Source organism: Gordonia sputi NBRC 100414 (assembly GCF_000248055.1).
GTDB lineage: Bacteria > Actinomycetota > Actinomycetes > Mycobacteriales > Mycobacteriaceae > Gordonia > Gordonia sputi.
The window spans coordinates 1-17,085 of sequence record NZ_BAFC01000026.1; the positions used below are offsets into that span (position 1 = coordinate 1).

A 17,085-nucleotide genomic window follows, 5' to 3' on the forward strand; every position below is an offset into this window, starting at 1 on the left:
CGGATCCCGCCCGCGTACGGCGCGGACGGGTCGATCACGACCAGGTCGATGCCGGCCCGGAACGCGGGTGTCTGCAGCGCGAGCCAGTCGATCACGAACGCCCCGGAGCGTCCCGGGGGCAGCCCGAGAAGGTGCCCGGGCAGGGTGGGGTCGGCGTTGACGAACGAGGTCATCCACGGGTTCGACCGTGTCCAGCCGGCCTCTTCGAGCACCCAGCGCACCGACCGGGCGCGGGTCTCGTCGATGCCGAGCACGCGGGTGGGTTCCGGCTCGGGCAGCCACTGGTTGGCCAGTGCGATGAGCGCCCGGTGCGCGGTCGACCACGCCACCTGGTACTCGCTAGCGACCTCGCTGACGGCGCGGTTGCCCGACGCGATCGCCGAACCGATCTTCTCTCGTAGCCGGGTCGTGAGCCGCGACCGTGCCGGCACAGCGCGGGACTGCTGCGTGAATGTCGCTGTCCCACAGGCCGGTTCGCGGCACACCAAGCGCCGTTTGAGCCACCACAGATCGGTTCTTTGGCCGGAGGCAGGCAAGTCCTTGACTCGAACCAGTGGCCGCTCCTTGATCCTTGAGGTGAGCACCCCGCACTCGGGGCAGGCGCCCTCCGGGTCGATGACCTCGATGACGACACGCACCGTGTCGGCATCGATTCGTTCGAGCTGCAGGACGGTGAACTCGTCCTCCAGCCCGAGCAGCACTGACGTACCCTCGTTCATGCTCGTGGCCTCGCTGTTGTCGCGTTGTGAGAGACCAACAGCATGTCGGGGCCACGAGCCCCATTCAACTACCGGGCACCCCGCTCAAGCGCGAAGAGCCCGTTCAGCTGGCGGGGTGGTCTGTCACTGTGACCGAGATCTGCTGGGTCTCGCCACCGCGGAGCACGGTCAAATCGACTCGATCGCCCGGGTCGAGGGCACGGAGCGCCGCGATGAAGTCCTCCGCCGACTCGATGTCGTGGCCGTTGACCGCGGTGATGACATCGCCCGGCCGGATACCCGCCGTCGCAGCCGGACCGAGCGGGACGACCTCGAGGACGACGGCACCGCTGGTGCGGTCGACTGCCAGTTGTTCGGCGATCTGCGGGCTCAGCGTGCCGGGCTGAATGCCGACGTACGCATGCTGGGCAGTTCCCGAGGCCAGCAGTTGGTCTGCGACGTCGACGACATTCGCCGCGGGGATGGCGAAGCCCAGAGCCACCGCACCCGCCGACGGGGGAATGTAGGCCTGGCTCATCCCCACGACCCGCCCTTGTCCGTCGATCAGGGCACCCCCGGAGTTACCCGGCGAGATCGCGGCGTCGGTCTGGATCAGGTCGACTAGCGGCGCCCCGGTGGAAGCCGACCCGGGGATCTGACGGTGCAATCCTGAGATGATGCCCGAGGTGACCGTGGCCTCGAACCCCAGCGGACTGCCCACGACTACGGCGAGCGCGCCGACCTCTGGCAACGCTGTCTCGAACGTCGCCGCAGTCAGATCCGTGCGGTCCGCTTGAAGGACCGCGACGTCGGTCACACGATCGACGGCCCGCACGTTCGCGGACACCTGTTGCCCGTCCGCGAAGGCCACACTCACCTGCCGGGCACCCTCGACCACGTGGGCGTTGGTGACGACGGTGCCGTCGGTCTTGTAGACGATGCCGCTGCCCACACCGGACCCGGTAAGCACGGTGACGACCGAGGCCTCCACCTGCCGGACCAGTGCCGGCAGGTCTACGGCAGGTCCCGCTGAGGGCGTCAGGTGGTGGGAGCCGATGCGCCGCATCCCGCGAGGAGGAGGACCACGATCGCGACCAGCGGCACCCAGATCGAGGAACGTACGGTCGACGGTACGCGCATCAGCCACCGCCTCCGTGAGGAATCGGTCTCCTACTTGCACCTGCCGCGAGCGGGCCCACCCGATCAACATACCCCCGGCGGCGCCCGAGACCGGTCACCGAACCGCTTCGATGCACCCAGGCAACCGGCATCGACGAACGGCAGCGCGCATGCTCCACCACTGAGAGCCAAGATGCTTCCTATCTTGTTGCGCTACCAACTTTTTCATACAATTCTAATCTGGAGCGTCTCCGATTCGGTTGCCGCCCAGTGGAATCCGGTGGGCATGGCTCCAGTGGATGGATAAACCGACCGTTTGGAAAATGGATTTCTCCCGCCGGTTCTCTCGGCGCCAGGAACTTGTCGTTCCGCCATCGAGCACCTGCTCCTGTACGTGAGCATGAAGGAACGGCTATTGCCAGCGTGTCAGCGACTGTACTGTCATTGCGGAATTCGCTTCCCGCTTTCGACTTGTGCGGGCCTTGCCACTCACCGCGTCGGCTGCGAAGATGACTGGATCGGGAGTTCTACTCGTGGACGCACCGGAGTAGTGGCCGGTACCCGGAGTTGCGTGTACCGGTCGCCTCGAGCGGGTTCCGGCGGACATCTATGCCCAGGGCAGGTATGGACGCCATTGCGCCTCTATTGTCGACGCCCGATAGGCGAATTTGCGTCGGCCCCCGACAAGGGTTAGCATCATTTCAGTGATTGCAAGCCAGGACTGTCGATAGGCGAATTGTGTTGACCGCCCGAAGGCGGATGAAGAACTCGCATTGCGGTTGGGCCGTTCGTGAGCCCAACCGGTTGTCCGAAGGCCGGGCCGTACCGGTACGCACAGGCTCGGCGAAACCCCACAACATCGACGCCGAGGGGGCGGGATGTCAGAGTCCAGTGGCGGAACCTCCGCCGTAAGTCCACACCCACCTGCTCGCCAGGTGATTGCGACATTCGACACCTATGCCGACGCCGAGAGCGCCGTCGACTACCTCTCCGACCAGCATTTCACGGTAGACAAACTGGCCATCGTCGGTCGCGACATCGAGCTGGTCGAGCAGATCGTAGGCCGATTGAACTACGGCTGGGCCGCTCTGCGCGGCGCCGCCGCGGGCGCGCTGACGGGTGCGCTGTTCGGCTGGATCTTCGGGTTACTCGATTGGGTCCAGCCGCTGCTCACGGGCCTCGCGCTCGCCTTCTACGGGTTGGTATTCGGCGCCGTTGTCGGCGCTCTGCTCGGCCTGCTCATGTATGCGCTGCAGGGCGGCCGGCGCGACTTCACCTCAATCCAGTCATTACAACCACGTCACTACGAAGTCCTCGCCGATGTCGAGGTCGCGGACGAAGCCGTCCGCTTGCTCACCGGCCGGACCGATCGAAAGGAATGAGTCATGGCGACTGCTGTGGGTATAGACCTGGGCACCACCAACTCGGTCATCGCAAGCTGGCAAGGCGGCGAGCCGGTGGTGATCTCCAATGTCGAGGGTGCGCGGACGACGCCGTCGGTGGTGGCGTTCACCGATAGCGGCGAGCGCCTGGTGGGTCAGCTGGCCCGACGGCAGGCGATCTTGAATCCGAAGGGCACGATCTACTCGGCGAAACGCTTCATCGGACGTCATTACGACGAGATCTCCGAGGAGGCCAAAGCGGTCAGCTTCGACGTCGTGCCGGGTGACAACGGTGAGGCACGATTCGACGTGCGGGGAAAGAAGTACGCGCCGGAGGAGATCAGTGCCCTCGTGCTGCGCAAGCTCGTAGATGACGCGAGCAAGTTCCTCGGTGAGAAGGTGAAGGAAGCGGTCATCACCGTTCCGGCCTATTTCAATGACGCGCAGCGCAACGCCACCAAAGACGCCGGCCGGATCGCGGGCCTCGAGGTCCTGCGGATCATCAACGAGCCGACCGCGGCGGCCCTGGCGTACGGCATGGACAAGCAGACCCACGAGACCGTACTGGTCTTCGACCTCGGCGGCGGCACCTTCGATGTGAGTCTGCTCGATGTCGGCGAGGGAGTAGTCGAGGTTCGCTCGACGGCCGGCGACTCCCACCTCGGCGGAGACGACTTCGACCGACGCCTGGTGGACTACCTTGCCGACGAATTCCAGAGCGCGGAGAACATCGATCTGCGCAAGGATGCGCAGGCATTGCAACGCCTCTTCGAGGCCGCGGAGAAGGCCAAGGTCGAGTTGTCCTCGGTAACTCAAGCCCAGGTCAACTTGCCCTTCGTCACCGCAGACGCGAACGGTCCCAAACACCTCACCACCACGATCATGCGATCGAAGTTCGAGGATCTGACGGCAGATCTGGTGGAACGCTGCCTCGGTCCGGTAAAGCAGGCGATGAGCGACGCCAAGGTCACCGCCAACGACATCGACGAGGTGATCCTGGTCGGTGGTTCGACACGCATTCCGGCGGTACAGGCACTCGTTCGCCGGCTCACCGGCGGTAAGGACCCCCACATGGGCGTCAACCCGGACGAGGTCGTGGCGCTCGGTGCCGCAGTCCAGGCGGGCGTGCTCAAAGGTGAGGTCTCCGACGTACTGTTGCTCGACGTCACCCCGCTGTCCCTCGGCGTCGAGACGCAGGGCGGGGTGATGACCAAGATCATCGAGCGCAATACGACGATCCCGGCCCGGCGCAGCGAAGTGTTCTCCACGGCGGAAGACAATCAGTCCGCCGTGGACGTCGTGGTGCTGCAGGGCGAACGCGAACGGGCCGCCGACAACCGGGCGCTGGGCCGGTTCCGGCTGGAAGACATCCGACCTGCGCCACGTGGCGAGGCCCAGGTCGAAGTCACTTTCGATATCGACGCTAACGGCATCCTCAACGTCACCGCCCGCGACAAGGACACCGGCAAGGAGCAGAGCATCACGATCAGTGAGCAGGGCAACCTGGACCAGAGTGAGGTCGAGCGCATGCTTGCGGAGGCCGAACGGAACCGGGGTGAGGACGAGGAGCTGCGCAAGGCGGTCGACGCACGCAACGCGCTCGATTCGGTTGCCTACCAGGTGGAACGGCGACTCGCCGAACTCGGTGACAGTGCGCCCCCGCACGACAAGGCGCGTGCCGAGATGCTGATCGCCGACGCCAGGAAGGCTGTGAAAGACGGTGCTTCACCCTCGGAGATAGAGCCCCTGACCTCGGAGCTGCAGCAGCTGCTCTACGGGCTCGCGCCGGTCCAAGCCGGCGGCGGCGACGGACACCAGGCCGGCGGCGCAGAGGCTGCGTCGTCGGATGATGACGACGTGATCGACGCCGAGTTCGATCGGAGCTGAGGCACCTGATGGAGAGGTCTGCTGATCATTCGACGACCGAGCAGGCTACCGACGGTACCGACGGGGATCAGACCGAGACGGCGCCTGATCGCACCGACACGGGGGCCGAGTTGGCTCAACTCGAGGACCGCTGGCGCAGGGCCCTCGCAGATCTGGACAACCTGCGCAAGCGGTATGCCAAGGATCTGGATCGTGAACGCGCCGCGGAGGTGGCGAAGGTTTCCGCGGCGTGGCTGCCGGTACTGGACAATTTGGAGCTTGCGCTGGCCCATGCGGGCAGCGATCCTCAGGCCGTCGTAGAGGGTGTGAAGGCGATCCGGGATCAGGCGGTGCAGGTGCTGTCACGGTTCGGCTTCGAGCGCCACGACGAGGTCGGTGTGCCGTTCTCTCCGGAGCTCCATGAAGTGGTCAGTGTGGTGGCCCAACCCGACCTTCCCTCCGGGACCGTGGTCGAGGTCTTGCGCCCGGGCTATGGAGAGGACGGGCGGCAGTTGCGTCCCGCCGCGGTGGTCGTCAGCCGCCCCGAGGGGTGAGCACCGATGGCGCGTGACTACTACGAAGTGCTTGGGGTTTCTCGGGGCGCCGGCACCGACGAAATCCAGCAGGCCTACCGCAAGTTGGCCCGCAAGTATCACCCCGACGTGAACAAGGACCCCACTGCGGAGGACAGGTTCAAGGAGGCCAACGAGGCCTACCAGGTGTTGTCCGACCCGGACACCCGGAAACGCTACGACCGATTCGGTGACGACTTCCGGCGTGTGCCCGAGGACTACGACGAACGGGTCCGGGCAAGCGCCGGTGGGTACGGCGGCGGGTTCGGCGGCGGCGGGTACGGCGGTGGGGGCGGGGGCAGAAGGGTGCACTTCGGTCGCGGTGTCGGTGGCGAGGGCGGCGTCGACTTCGAGGACCTCTTCGGGCAGATGTTCGGCGGCGGTGGCGGGTACGGGCCGATTCCCGGCGCCGATCAGGAAGCGGAACTGGAACTGACCCTGGAAGAAGCGTATCGGGGCGGCAAACGCACTCTCCGTCTGGACGGACGGCAGTACGACGTCGACATTCCGGTCGGTGTCCTGGACGGCCAGCGAATCCGGCTGGCCGGGCAAGGGGGCCGGGGCAACGGCGACGCGCCGCCCGGGGATCTGTACCTCGTGGTGCGGATCAGACCGCACCCCCGGTTCCGCGTCCAGGGCCGGGACATCTACGTCGACCTGCCCGTCTCCCCCTGGGAAGCAGCCCTCGGCGCGACGGTCGCCGTTCCCACTCCCGGTGGCGAGGCGAAAGTCAAAGTGGTGCCGGGCTCGTCGACAGGTAGGAAGCTGCGCCTGCGCGGAGAAGGCATGCCCAATCCGCGGGGCGCCAACGGCAACCTTTACGCCGAAATCAAGGTGATGGTGCCGCCGAAACCGACAGCACGCGAACGCGAGCTGTTCGAACAGTTGGCCGCCGAATCGAACTTCGATCCGAGGAAACAGCCATGAGCACCCCGACCCCGGGCACCCAGTACATATTGGTTCGCCGTACCGGAATGTCGCTGGATGTCTTCGCCGAACGTACCGGGCTGCACCCCGACCTGGCACGAAAGCTTGTGGCTCTCGGCCTGATCGACGCACGCCGCGACCCCGGCGGCGAAATATTGTTCGAACCGTCAGCAGTGGCCCACGCTGCCCGCATCCAACGGCTGCGGACGGGTCTAGGCCTGAACTACTCGGCAATCGGGCTCGTGCTCGATCTGCTGGATCGAATCGAGAAACTCGAAGCAGCGTCCCGCAGAAGGAGGACACCCCCATGGACACCGGCAGCCTGACTGAAAAGTCACGAGAAGCCCTGCAGGAAGCCCAGAACGTCGTGACCAGAATGGGTCACACCGAGGTCGACGGAGAGCACCTGCTGCTCGCGTTGGTCGATCAGCAGGAAGGGTTGGTACCCCGACTGCTCGAGCAGGCCGGCGCGAACGTCGATGCCCTACGCTCCGATCTGGAACGTGAACTGTCGCGTAGGCCGAAGGTCAGCGGCCCCGGCGCGACACCCGGTCAGGTGACGATCACCCAGCGCCTGGCCAAACTGCTCGACGCCGCGGAACGAGAGGCAAAGCGACTCAAGGATTCCTACGTGTCGGTGGAGCATCTCGTGATGGCCCTCTCCGAGGAGGGGTCGACCAGTGCGGCCGGACGGGTTCTCACCAGTCATGGGGTCACACGAGACGCCTTCCTCACGGCGCTGACGAAAGTGCGCGGCAATCAGCGCGTCACCTCGGCCACCCCGGAAGGGGCGTACGAGGCGCTCGAGAAGTACGGACGCGACCTCGTCTCCGAGGGGCGGGCAGGCAAACTCGATCCGGTCATCGGCCGAGATGCCGAGATCCGCAGGGTAACGCAGATCCTGAGCCGGAAGACGAAGAACAATCCGGTGCTGATCGGCGACCCCGGCGTCGGTAAGACCGCGATCGTCGAGGGCCTCGCCCAGCGGATCGTCCGCGGCGACGTGCCCGAGGGCCTACGCGACAAAACGATCTTCTCGCTCGACATGGGTTCCCTGGTGGCCGGCGCGAAGTACCGCGGCGAGTTCGAGGAACGGCTGCAGGCGGTGCTGTCCGAGGTGAAAGCGGCCGAGGGGCGCATCCTGTTGTTCGTCGACGAGTTACACACCGTCGTCGGCGCAGGATCGGTCGGCGGCGAGGGATCTCTCGACGCCGGCAACATGCTCAAACCGATGCTCGCCCGCGGCGAACTGCACATGATCGGTGCCACCACTCTCGACGAGTATCGCAAGCACATCGAATCCGATGCAGCATTGGAGCGTCGATTCCAGACCGTTCTCGTCGACGAGCCCAGTGTCGAGGATGCAATCTCGATTCTGCGCGGACTTCGAGAACGCCTCGAGGTGTTTCACGGCGTGAAGATCCAGGACGGCGCACTGGTGGCCGCCGTGACCCTCTCGCACCGGTACATCACCGACCGTTTCCTTCCGGACAAGGCGATCGACCTGGTAGATGAAGCGTGCGCCCGGCTACGAACCGAAATCGACTCGATGCCCGCCGAACTCGACGAACTCACCCGGAAAGTGACCCGGCTGGAGATCGAAGAGGCCGCCCTGTCCAAGGAAACGGACGCCGCCAGCAAGACGCGCCTCGAGGAGTTGCGTAAGGAGCTGGCCGATCTGCGGGCCGAGGCCGACGCCCGGCACGCTCAGTGGGAGGCGGAGCGCCAAGCGATCCGTCGGGTGCAGGAGCTGCGGGGAGAGCTGGAACGATTGCGACACGAGGCCGAGGAGGCCGAACGCAATTACGACCTCAATCGGGCCGCCGAGCTGCGATACGGCGAGATCACCGAACTCGAACGCAAACTCAAGGCGGCGGAGGAGCAATTGGCCACCAGGCAAGGCCGGAATCCGTTGCTGCGCGAGGTGGTCACCGAAGACGAGATCGCAGAGATCGTGGCCGCATGGACGGGTATCCCGGTCGCTCGACTGCAGGAAGGCGAGCGGGAGAAGCTGTTGAAGCTCGACGAGATCCTGCACGAGAGGGTCATCGGTCAGGACGAGGCGGTACAACTGGTCGCAGACGCGGTAATCAGAGCAAGGTCGGGTATCCGTGATCCGCGCCGGCCGATCGGTTCGTTCATCTTCCTGGGACCGACAGGTGTGGGGAAGACCGAGCTCGCAAAGACGCTGGCCAGTGCCCTCTTCGACAGCGAAGACAACATGGTGCGCCTGGATATGAGCGAGTACCAGGAGCGGCACACGGTGAGTAGGCTCATCGGTGCGCCCCCCGGGTATGTCGGGTATGACGAGGGGGGTCAGCTCACTGAGGCGGTGCGTCGCAAGCCGTACTCCGTGGTGCTCTTCGACGAGATCGAGAAGGCCCATGCCGACGTCTTCAATACCCTGCTGCAGGTGCTCGATGACGGCCGGATCACCGATTCTCAAGGCAGGCAGGTCGATTTCCGGAACACGGTGATCATCATGACCTCGAACATCGGATCCCAGCATCTCCTCGAGGGAGTCACAGCGGACGGCGAGATCAAGCCGGACGCCCGGGCGCGGGTGCTGGCGGAACTGCGCGGGCACTTCCGTCCCGAGTTCCTCAACCGGGTCGACGACATCGTGTTGTTCACACCGCTCACGCTGCCCCAGATCGAGCACATCGTCGAGCTACAACTCACCGATCTTCGGAACAGATTGTCGGAGAGGCAGATACACTTGAATATCACGCCGGAAGCACGCCGGCTCATCGCCGAACACGGTTTCGACCCGGTCTACGGTGCACGACCCCTGCGCAGGTATATCGCCCATGAGGTCGAGACCAAGATCGGTCGTGCGCTGTTGCGCGGCGAAATCGAACCGGGCGGCACCATCAGTGTCACGGTCGATGACGGCGAACTGTCCGTCGCATATACGGAACCCGCCATCGCGGCCTGAGAAGGGGTGTCGTCATGGGATCCGACAAGGTGAAGTGCCCACACTGCGGCAAGGTCAACAGGGTACCGGCGGCCGGGAACGGGAGACCCCGCTGCGGAAATTGCCACGAGCCGCTGCCCTGGATCGCCTCGGCAGGGGATGGCGACTTCGCGGAGGTCGCCGAGAAATCCTCGGTGCCTGTACTCGTTGACCTCTGGGCGACGTGGTGCGCTCCGTGCCGAATGGTCAGCCCCGCGCTCGAGCAGCTCGCCACAGAACGCGCGGGTCAGATCAAGCTCGTCAAGGTTGACGTGGATGCTGCACCCCAGACGGCCGAACGTTTCACCGTCAGTGCCGTTCCGACGCCGCTGGTGATGGACCGAGGTGAGGTACTCGCTCGTCAGGCGGGCGCCGCTCCGGTACCGGTGTTGCGCACATGGCTCGATCAGGCGCTCTCGGAAAAAGCAGGCAAGGAGGCGAACTCATGACTTTTGCCCACGCGGACCCACATGTGATCGCGATCCGGGCCGTGGCGCCCCGCACTCCACAAGGTTGCGAGGAATGTCTTCGCCTCGGCACCCCGTGGGTACATCTGAGGCTGTGTCTGTCGTGCGGACACGTCGGTTGCTGCGACTCCTCGCCGGGCAAGCACGCGAGCGCACACGCTCACGCCCTTGGCCATCCGATCGTCCAGTCGATGGAACCCGGTGAAGATTGGCGTTGGTGTTGTGTCGACCAGAATTTCGTCTGAGGACGCCCCACGCCTGGGCGACGGTCAGCTCGTCGACGACGAGACTCCGGATACAGTCGGGGCATTCCCGCGGTTGACGGACGCCCAGGTAGCGACGCTCGAGACCGGAGGCACACGTCGATCGGTTCACGCCGGCGAGGTGCTGATTCGAGCGGGCACCCGCAGCAGCGACTTCTTCGTCGTCCTTTCCGGCAAGGTCGCGATCATCGACGAGGGCGCCGAGGACGGTGAGCGTCGGATATTGCGCCTGCACGGTCCGGGCCGATTCCTGGGCGAGCTCGGACTGCTGGAAGGCCAGGTGGCGTTCTTCACCGCCGAAGCGATCGAGGACGGCGAGGTGCTCGTCGTCCCAGCCGAGCGGGTGCGCGAGCTCGTCGCCCACGACCTCGTGCTCAGCGACCTGATCCTGCGCGCCTACCGGATCCGCCGGCACCTACTGATCGGGCTCGGCGCGGGGTTCCGGATCATCGGCTCCTGCTATTCCCCGGACACGTTGCGGCTTCGCGAATTCGCGATGCGCAACCGGCTGCCCCACAAATGGATCGATCTGGAGCAAGACGAACGGGCGGAGCAGCTGCTGCAAAGCCTGGGTGTCGCCCCAGAGGACACTCCCGTCGTGATCTGGCACGGCGAGAAGGTGCTGCGCAATCCGACGAACGCCGAACTCGCCCGCATCGTCGGGCTCCCGGTCCCGGACTCGGTCCCGGACGCAGCGCAGGACGTGTGCGACCTCGTCGTCGTGGGTGCCGGACCGGCGGGTCTGGCCGCGTCCGTGTACGGCGCCTCGGACGGGTTGAACACGGTGACACTGGAGTCGATCGCCGCCGGCGGCCAAGCCAGTACCTCCTCCCGGATCGAGAACTACCTGGGCTTCCCGGCAGGGGTCTCCGGCGCCGAATTGGCGGAGCGCGCCATAATCCAGGCCGGGAAATTCGGCGCCCGCCTCCTGGTGTCGGCGGACGTCGCCGGCCTCGGCTCCGAGGCCGGGCACCATGTGCTCCGGCTGGCGGACGGCGGCGAGATCCGCGCCCGGGCGGTCGTGCTCGCCACCGGGGCGCGATATCGCAAGTTGGAGGTTTCGGGAATCGAGGCACTGGAGGGGAGAAGCGTGTATTACGCCGCGACCCATCAGGAAGCGCGGCTGTGCGGCACCGACCCGGTGGCCATCGTCGGCGGCGGAAACTCCGCCGGCCAGGCCACCGTCTTCCTCGCAGACCATGTCTCCCACGTTCACCTGCTCATCCGCGGCGGTGACCTCGGAAAGAGCATGTCCCGGTATCTGGTCGACCAGATCGAGCGGCATCCGCGGGTGACTGTGCACCGGAACACCGAGATTCGTGAGGTCCACGGCGAGAAATACCTCGAAGAGATTGTGGTCGAGGACAATCGCACGGGCGACCAGGACACGATCCGGGTGCACGCTCTGTTCGTCTTCATCGGGGCGATGCCGCATACCGGGTGGCTGGCCGACACGATCGCACTCGACGACCACGGCTTCGTCCTCACCGGCATGGACGCGGTCCACGCCCGAGGGGACGGCAACCGGCCGATCAGCGCCGGGCTGTCCAGGACGCTCGAAACCAGCCGGGCCGGTCTGTTCGCGGCGGGTGACGTCCGCCGCGGCTCGGTGAAACGGGTCGCATCCGCTGTCGGTGAAGGAGCGATGGCGGTACGACAAATCCATGAATACTTCGAAAGGAGCTGACGACATGCCAGTGGTGGGCACCGTCAAATTCCAGCGGTTCTTCCGGGCAGCGGCCGGACTACAGGTCGACCGGAACGACCTCAAGCGCTATACGGATTTCATCGACGACAAGATCTACGACCTGATCCTGATCGGCAAGACCTCGGCCAAAGCAAACCTGCGGGACGTGATCGAACCGTGGGACCTGCCGATCACCAAGGGGCTGCAGGAGAGCATCCACCGGTTCGAGAAGCTGGACGAGGAGATCGAACTACAACCTCTGCTCGACCAACTGGCGGCCCGGCCATCCTTGGACGTGGCTCTCTCCGAGGAGACCGAGCAACGACTGCCGCTGATCGCCGGAGGCCTGAGCGTGGCGCTGGCGCATACCTTCGTCACGGTCGAGCCGGACCGCAAGAACCCCGGGACCGCCGAATGGAGCGTCGCCTTCGACATCTTCCACCTACTGCTCTGACCCCGGGCGGCTGCCGGGGGCGACAGAGATCGATTTCCCACCCCACTGCGACGTCGGCGACTACACCGTCACCCAAATCGCAAACGTGCAGGACGTGTGCGGGTCCATCTCGGCCTTGGCCGTAGCGGGAAGTCCAGCTAGAGCGCACGCCTGAGAAGCGAGCGGGAGTGAGACGCAGTGCCTGGTGCGAGAGAAATTGGGGCGGATTCAGAGCAGGTGTTCGGTGGGGAGCCGCAGCGGGTCGGCAGCTTCCGATTCTTCCTCGACGGTCAGCGGTGGGAATGGTCCGACGCCGTCGCCCAGATGCACGGCTACCGGCCCGGGGACGTCACGCCGACCACCGAACTGCTGCTGTCCCACAAGCATCCCGAGGATCACCGGCGCGTCGCCCGCGTCCTCGAACGGATGATCAGTGACGCCGAACCGTTCAGCAGCAAACACCGCATCATCGACACCGCCGGCAAAGTTCACCTCGTCGTGGTCGTCGGCGACCTCTTGCACGACGACACAGACGCCGTGATCGGGACCACCGGCTTCTACATGACATCACCCAGTCCTACCGCAGCGATGTCAAGGAGTCGGTCGACGCGGCGGTCGCCGAACTCGCCGAGTCGCGGGCGGTAATCGAACAGGCCACGGGCGCACTGATGCTGGTCTACGGGATACCCGCCGACCGCGCCTTCGACGTTCTCACCTGGTGTTCCCAGCAGACCAACACCCGACTTCGCACGATCGCCGAACAACTCGTCACCGGATTCGTCGAGTGCGAACCCGCTGCGGACCTACGGACCCGGTTCGACCACCTTCTGCTCACCGCCCACCAGCGAACCCGGCAACAGGGCTGAGTGAGTGACAGTCCCGCGGGGTGTAGGGAGTCAAACGAAACCTGGACCGGGCTGCCGACCGGTCGAGCACCCGATCTGGCACCCGCGCATCCGGGGACGGCTGGGTCGCGCGCGCTGCGCCGGCAATGATCATCCCGCCTCGTTCGACGGTTGTCGCGTCTGCTCGATGCGTTGCCGCTGCCGGACCCCGTACGCCGCCTCCCTGACGGCGGCGTCGTCCTCGAGACCCGACCCGAGCGCCCCACCGATGGTCGCGATGGACGCCAGTAGCCAGGCGAGGGTGAGGTAGTCGGAAAAATTCACCCCGTGCCCGAGAATGCGGGACAGCAGTTCCGGGGGAAGAGTCAGACACGCGGTGAACAGCAGCAGGCCGAACAAAGCCACGTGGAGGACGATCACGCCGATGACCAGGGTGACGACGGTGGCGGTGTTGTACAGAACCGAACGATCGCGCTCCTCCGGCGACTTCGGTCGTTCCCACAGTTCGTGTTCGACGAGCAGCCAGAGAATCATCGCCACGATCGACAGGACCGTCGCCGCACTCATCCGCCATGGGCCCATCGTGTCGGCGAACAACCAGATCGTGTTGGTGGCCAGTGCGATCGCACCCGTGGCGAAGGCGCCGACGAGCACCTTCGACAGTCCGGTGACCAGTCGCCACGGCCGGTTGGCCCGCACCATCCCCGACAGCAGTCGCAGTCGCCGCAGTCCCGAGGGCGCCAAGTATCGGATGCCGTCCTTGATCTGCACACACGGGTACCGTCGCGCCGCGCCGGGAGGCATGAGTTCGGGTTCACCGAGAACGCGGGCGAGCGCGAGTTCGGTGACGGTGCGGATGCGGCGCTCGATCCGGACGCCGCCCACACCGGCGACCGAGATGGGTGCGAATCTGTGGTCGACGCTGACGTCGGCCACCACCGGCAGGGTGTCCTCCCGGCGCGGCAGATCGGTGAGATACACGACGATGTCTTCCTGTTCGGAGGACGGATCGACCGTGTCGATGACATCGGTGAAATCGGCTTGCTCGTCCGGCAGGTACGGTTTGCGGCGCACACAGGTCGTCCACCGGCGCTCGGGCCGGTCAGGGCTTTGCAGGCGTTCCGGCAGGTAGTCGGCGATGCGTTCGGCAAGAGCCGCTGGTTCGCCCGGATCCGCGATCAGCAGCACCGAAACCTGCTCACCCGCGGCACCGGAGTGCCCCGCCTGCAGATGCTCGTTCGCCGTCACCGCCTTCGCGTACCCGCCCGGTGTGTCCCCGAACTCCAGGCTGTGGGTGCGAGTCGATCACAGCGCCCGCCACGGATATCGGCTGCCAGTCCGTGTCCGGTAGACACCCCGCAGCGTCTGAGGATGCACCGCGGACACGACCACAACCCGCGGGATCTGGTCCGCTCGGTGCACCCCGCTGATCGATCCATTAGGGGCAAACGGGCCAATGACTGGGCATCGATCTCCTTACGGGATAGCGACCAGGCTGAGGATTCTGACAAGTTCGTGGGAATAAGGCACTGACACGACGGCGAGAACCTGCAGGTCGGAGATCCGCGAAGTGACACCGATCCGCGGAACCTACATTTTTGTATGTCGAGATGCAGCGGAGATGAGCGAGATGGGCGGGGCAGATAAACTGGGCCGACCACAGCTTTATAAGGCTTCTGAGCTGCGGTTTCCCGGAATGAAACCTTCACCGGCTCTCGTCTCACCGAGTCTCTGTCAGTCTGTAGCGGCGTGTCCTGTCAATCTTCACTGCATCTCGACACCCGACAGCCGGAAGAATCCGCACCATGAGCGTTCCCGATGCGTCTGGTGGTGGTGCTTTTCCTGTTATCTGCCGACCATTCGCCCCGCCGGGGTGTGTCAATGGAGCGCCGGGGAGAAGTCGCCGCGAAACAAGCGGCGCCGAGCGGGAGCGAGGCGACAGCGCGTGGCGAGTTGTTGCCGAAAGCGGATTTGACGCGGTCCGGTTGGGCGCCATGATAATTCGGCAGGGCAGGCAAAGCCCGGGGTTGCGGTCGTGTTGATCCGTAACGCACGAAGGATGCTGGTACGGATGCCGTTTCGACGCCAGGGGAGGGCGGGAGGGGAGAGGGCTGCAGGTCGGGGGTTCTGCCGCTCTCCCCTCCCACCCTGGGGGCGATGTACTGGTTGGTGTGGCAACTCAGTGTTCGCATCGGCCACGATAGCAAATCGTTGGTTTGCTGTAGGGAATGACCGTGTCGTGGGCTGCTGCTGGTTAGTGGGCGCGGTTGGGGCGGTGGCGGTCGATGTCGGGCCAGCGGCCGGGGATCAGTCCCTCGATGATGTCGCCGGGTTGGCTTGCGAGGGTGGCGGCGTGGGCGAGGATTGCCCAGAGCTGCGGGCCGGGGTGGCGGTGGTCATCGCGTTCCTGGGCGATGACTGCTTGTTGCCAGCTCATCCACTGGTGGGGTGCGCCGTGCAGCTCGGGGGTGAGTAGGGGATTACTGGCGGCGGCACCTCGTCGAGCTGCTTTGCCGACCGCGGGATAGGTCCTGGTGAGGGTTCGTTCACGTCGGGGGTGGTGCTCGATGAGGGTGTCGAGGGTCCAGGCGAGTAGGTCGACGTCGAGGAGCATGCGGTGGCCGTAGCGGCGGCGGGTGTCGGCGGCGAGGTTCGCAGCGGTCCACAGGATGCCGGCGCGGGTTGCGGCGTAATCGGCGGGCACGACGGCGGGGCTGTAGGTGCCGGGTGTGCTGAGTGTGCTGAGTGTTGCGGTCATGATGCTGGCGTTCCTCGGGGTTGGAGATCGGTTGCGGCTCGGGGCTTTTGGTTGCCTGCCGAGCCGCAACCGAGGTACTGGATGGGTTGTGCTCAGATCGGAAAGACGTGGACGTTGACCTGGCGGGGTGCATCGATCCCGGCAAGTTCGGGGAGTCGGGCTGTGTGGAATCCGGCGGCACAGCGACCGACGAGGCGGAATCCGTGCTCGGTGGCACTCACGGGTGCGAGGTACCAGCTAGTTCCGCTCGGGCCGAGGAATCCGGGTACGTACTCGGTGACGGTGTCGCCGGTGGTGAGGCTGTGGGTGGTGACCTCGGTTGCCCAGGTGACCGAGACCAGGGCGAAGAGTGGGCCGTCGTGATCGGTGGCGGCTTCACCCGTGCCGACGGCGAGGGGTTCGACGGGAGTACCGGCGGCCGGGTGGCCAGGGAAGGCGTCGATGCGTCCAACGATGAGGGCGCGGGTGCCATCGCTGAGGTGGGCGACGATGGTGGTCAGTGCGGCGCGGCTGGTGGTCATGGTGTGGGCTCCTTGCCTGTGATGGGTGGTGGTCAGTAGTTGCGGGTCTCGTGGCGGCCGGCGGCACGGTCTTGGCGGTTGGCCTGGCGCTTGGCGGCGCGGATGGTCTGCGGGTTCTGGTGTGCGCGCGATGCGCGGGTGAACACGTCACGCTGGGTGCCGTTGCGGGTCTGGCGGGCCATCGGGGTTCCACCTGCGGGCGGCTGGTTTGTTTGACACCTGCCATCTCTGACTGGCGGGAGGTCGGTGCAAGGGGGGAAGCGACAAAGTCATCCGGGCCGTAGGCCTGAAACCCATGGGCGGATTAGTTTTTCGCGGCCCTTGTCTCCGTGCCGACCAGAAGTTGGAGGATGGAAGGGGGCAACAAACCCCGGCTTGTGCGGCGGCAGCCGCACAGCATTCGAGTCCGGCCCGTGGGCCGGTCCACGTAGGAACTGCCGGGCGCCAGCTCGGCATGACAGGGCTGTTCGGCGTAGCCGATCCGCTGCGCCGGCGGTTACCGTTGCGGGTATGTGAACCGCCCCGGGTTTGTCGGAGGCTCTCGAACCTGTGAAGGATGGAGAGCATGGCAGCACCACGCAAGTACGGCGA

16 protein-coding genes and 1 pseudogene are annotated in these 17,085 nt (G+C 65.6%); 11 read left to right on the forward strand and 6 right to left on the reverse strand.

The genetic code is table 11. The features are described 5' to 3' along the window. Both GOSPT_RS04605 and GOSPT_RS04610 read right to left on the reverse strand, forming a co-directional pair. The coding region (locus GOSPT_RS04605; RefSeq protein ID WP_169330943.1) for a transposase family protein at positions 1 to 719 on the reverse strand (719 nt) is incomplete at its 3' end. A gap of 103 nt (positions 720 to 822) precedes the next feature. Continuing rightward, positions 823 to 1,845, reverse strand: a complete 1,023-nt coding sequence (locus GOSPT_RS04610; protein WP_231894699.1) for a S1C family serine protease — start codon at positions 1,843 to 1,845, stop codon at positions 823 to 825. An 850-nt stretch (positions 1,846 to 2,695) separates the two neighbouring features. Here GOSPT_RS04610 and GOSPT_RS04615 point away from each other — a divergent pair. The 11 genes and pseudogenes from GOSPT_RS04615 (at position 2,696) to GOSPT_RS04660 (ending at position 13,236) form a co-directional block, all read left to right on the forward strand. Continuing rightward, positions 2,696 to 3,199 (forward strand): YflT domain-containing protein, encoded by a 504-nt coding sequence (locus tag GOSPT_RS04615; protein WP_005203454.1) that lies wholly within the window; start codon positions 2,696 to 2,698, stop codon positions 3,197 to 3,199. A 3-nt stretch (positions 3,200 to 3,202) separates the two neighbouring features. After that, positions 3,203 to 5,086: a molecular chaperone DnaK gene (gene dnaK / locus GOSPT_RS04620; RefSeq protein WP_005203456.1), complete on the forward strand. Its 1,884-nt coding sequence runs from the start codon at positions 3,203 to 3,205 to the stop codon at positions 5,084 to 5,086. 8 nt (positions 5,087 to 5,094) lie between these two features. Continuing rightward, positions 5,095 to 5,619, forward strand: a complete 525-nt coding sequence (locus GOSPT_RS04625) for a nucleotide exchange factor GrpE (protein WP_005203457.1) — start codon at positions 5,095 to 5,097, stop codon at positions 5,617 to 5,619. A gap of 6 nt (positions 5,620 to 5,625) precedes the next feature. Beyond that, positions 5,626 to 6,564 (forward strand): DnaJ C-terminal domain-containing protein, encoded by a 939-nt coding sequence (locus GOSPT_RS04630; RefSeq protein ID WP_005203458.1) that lies wholly within the window; start codon positions 5,626 to 5,628, stop codon positions 6,562 to 6,564. After that, entirely contained in the window at positions 6,561 to 6,890 is a 330-nt protein-coding gene (locus GOSPT_RS04635) for a chaperone modulator CbpM (protein WP_005203459.1), read from the forward strand. The genes GOSPT_RS04630 and GOSPT_RS04635 overlap by 4 nt, the downstream gene beginning before the upstream one ends. Continuing rightward, entirely contained in the window at positions 6,872 to 9,502 is a 2,631-nt protein-coding gene (gene clpB, locus GOSPT_RS04640) for an ATP-dependent chaperone ClpB (protein ID WP_005203460.1), read from the forward strand. The genes GOSPT_RS04635 and clpB overlap by 19 nt, the downstream gene beginning before the upstream one ends. A gap of 14 nt (positions 9,503 to 9,516) precedes the next feature. Next, the gene (gene trxA / locus GOSPT_RS04645) at positions 9,517 to 9,969 is read left to right on the forward strand and encodes a thioredoxin (protein WP_005203461.1); all 453 of its coding nucleotides are present in this window, start codon (positions 9,517 to 9,519) and stop codon (positions 9,967 to 9,969) included. Next, positions 9,966 to 10,232 (forward strand): UBP-type zinc finger domain-containing protein, encoded by a 267-nt coding sequence (locus GOSPT_RS23030; RefSeq protein ID WP_083837454.1) that lies wholly within the window; start codon positions 9,966 to 9,968, stop codon positions 10,230 to 10,232. Before trxA ends, GOSPT_RS23030 begins: the two co-directional genes overlap by 4 nt. Then, complete coding sequence (locus GOSPT_RS04650) at positions 10,210 to 11,937, forward strand: FAD-dependent oxidoreductase (RefSeq protein ID WP_005203463.1); 1,728 nt, start codon at positions 10,210 to 10,212, stop codon at positions 11,935 to 11,937. The genes GOSPT_RS23030 and GOSPT_RS04650 overlap by 23 nt, the downstream gene beginning before the upstream one ends. Positions 11,938 to 11,941: 4 nt before the next feature. Beyond that, on the forward strand, positions 11,942 to 12,391 hold the full coding sequence (locus GOSPT_RS04655) for a DUF1931 family protein (RefSeq protein ID WP_005203465.1): 450 nt from the start codon (positions 11,942 to 11,944) through the stop codon (positions 12,389 to 12,391). 195 nt (positions 12,392 to 12,586) lie between these two features. After that, positions 12,587 to 13,236, forward strand: a pseudogene (locus GOSPT_RS04660) (PAS and ANTAR domain-containing protein). A 129-nt stretch (positions 13,237 to 13,365) separates the two neighbouring features. Here GOSPT_RS04660 and GOSPT_RS04665 read toward each other — a convergent pair. From GOSPT_RS04665 to GOSPT_RS23805, 4 genes are all read right to left on the reverse strand, one after another. After that, positions 13,366 to 14,463 carry a hypothetical protein gene (locus GOSPT_RS04665; RefSeq protein WP_005203470.1) on the reverse strand — a complete coding sequence of 366 codons (1,098 nt, stop codon included), beginning with the start codon at positions 14,461 to 14,463 and terminating at the stop codon, positions 13,366 to 13,368. Between the two features lie 1,006 nt (positions 14,464 to 15,469). Then, positions 15,470 to 15,973, reverse strand: a complete 504-nt coding sequence (locus tag GOSPT_RS04670; protein ID WP_005203472.1) for a hypothetical protein — start codon at positions 15,971 to 15,973, stop codon at positions 15,470 to 15,472. A gap of 92 nt (positions 15,974 to 16,065) precedes the next feature. Next, positions 16,066 to 16,494: a hypothetical protein gene (locus GOSPT_RS04675; RefSeq protein WP_005203474.1), complete on the reverse strand. Its 429-nt coding sequence runs from the start codon at positions 16,492 to 16,494 to the stop codon at positions 16,066 to 16,068. Between the two features lie 32 nt (positions 16,495 to 16,526). After that, on the reverse strand, positions 16,527 to 16,676 hold the full coding sequence (locus tag GOSPT_RS23805) for a hypothetical protein (RefSeq protein ID WP_168431401.1): 150 nt from the start codon (positions 16,674 to 16,676) through the stop codon (positions 16,527 to 16,529). Positions 16,677 to 17,085 lie beyond the last annotated feature (409 nt).

Coding starts and splice junctions, on each gene's coding strand:
- GOSPT_RS04615 (WP_005203454.1), top strand. CDS start 2,696: ATGTCAGAGTCCAGTGGCGGAACCTCCGCCGTAAGTCCACACCCACCT.
- dnaK (WP_005203456.1), top strand. CDS start 3,203: ATGGCGACTGCTGTGGGTATAGACCTGGGCACCACCAACTCGGTCATC.
- GOSPT_RS04625 (WP_005203457.1), top strand. CDS start 5,095: ATGGAGAGGTCTGCTGATCATTCGACGACCGAGCAGGCTACCGACGGT.
- GOSPT_RS04630 (WP_005203458.1), top strand. CDS start 5,626: ATGGCGCGTGACTACTACGAAGTGCTTGGGGTTTCTCGGGGCGCCGGC.
- GOSPT_RS04635 (WP_005203459.1), top strand. CDS start 6,561: ATGAGCACCCCGACCCCGGGCACCCAGTACATATTGGTTCGCCGTACC.
- clpB (WP_005203460.1), top strand. CDS start 6,872: ATGGACACCGGCAGCCTGACTGAAAAGTCACGAGAAGCCCTGCAGGAA.
- trxA (WP_005203461.1), top strand. CDS start 9,517: ATGGGATCCGACAAGGTGAAGTGCCCACACTGCGGCAAGGTCAACAGG.
- GOSPT_RS23030 (WP_083837454.1), top strand. CDS start 9,966: ATGACTTTTGCCCACGCGGACCCACATGTGATCGCGATCCGGGCCGTG.
- GOSPT_RS04655 (WP_005203465.1), top strand. CDS start 11,942: ATGCCAGTGGTGGGCACCGTCAAATTCCAGCGGTTCTTCCGGGCAGCG.
- GOSPT_RS04670 (WP_005203472.1), bottom strand. CDS start 15,973: ATGACCGCAACACTCAGCACACTCAGCACACCCGGCACCTACAGCCCC.
- GOSPT_RS04675 (WP_005203474.1), bottom strand. CDS start 16,494: ATGACCACCAGCCGCGCCGCACTGACCACCATCGTCGCCCACCTCAGC.
- GOSPT_RS23805 (WP_168431401.1), bottom strand. CDS start 16,676: ATGGCCCGCCAGACCCGCAACGGCACCCAGCGTGACGTGTTCACCCGC.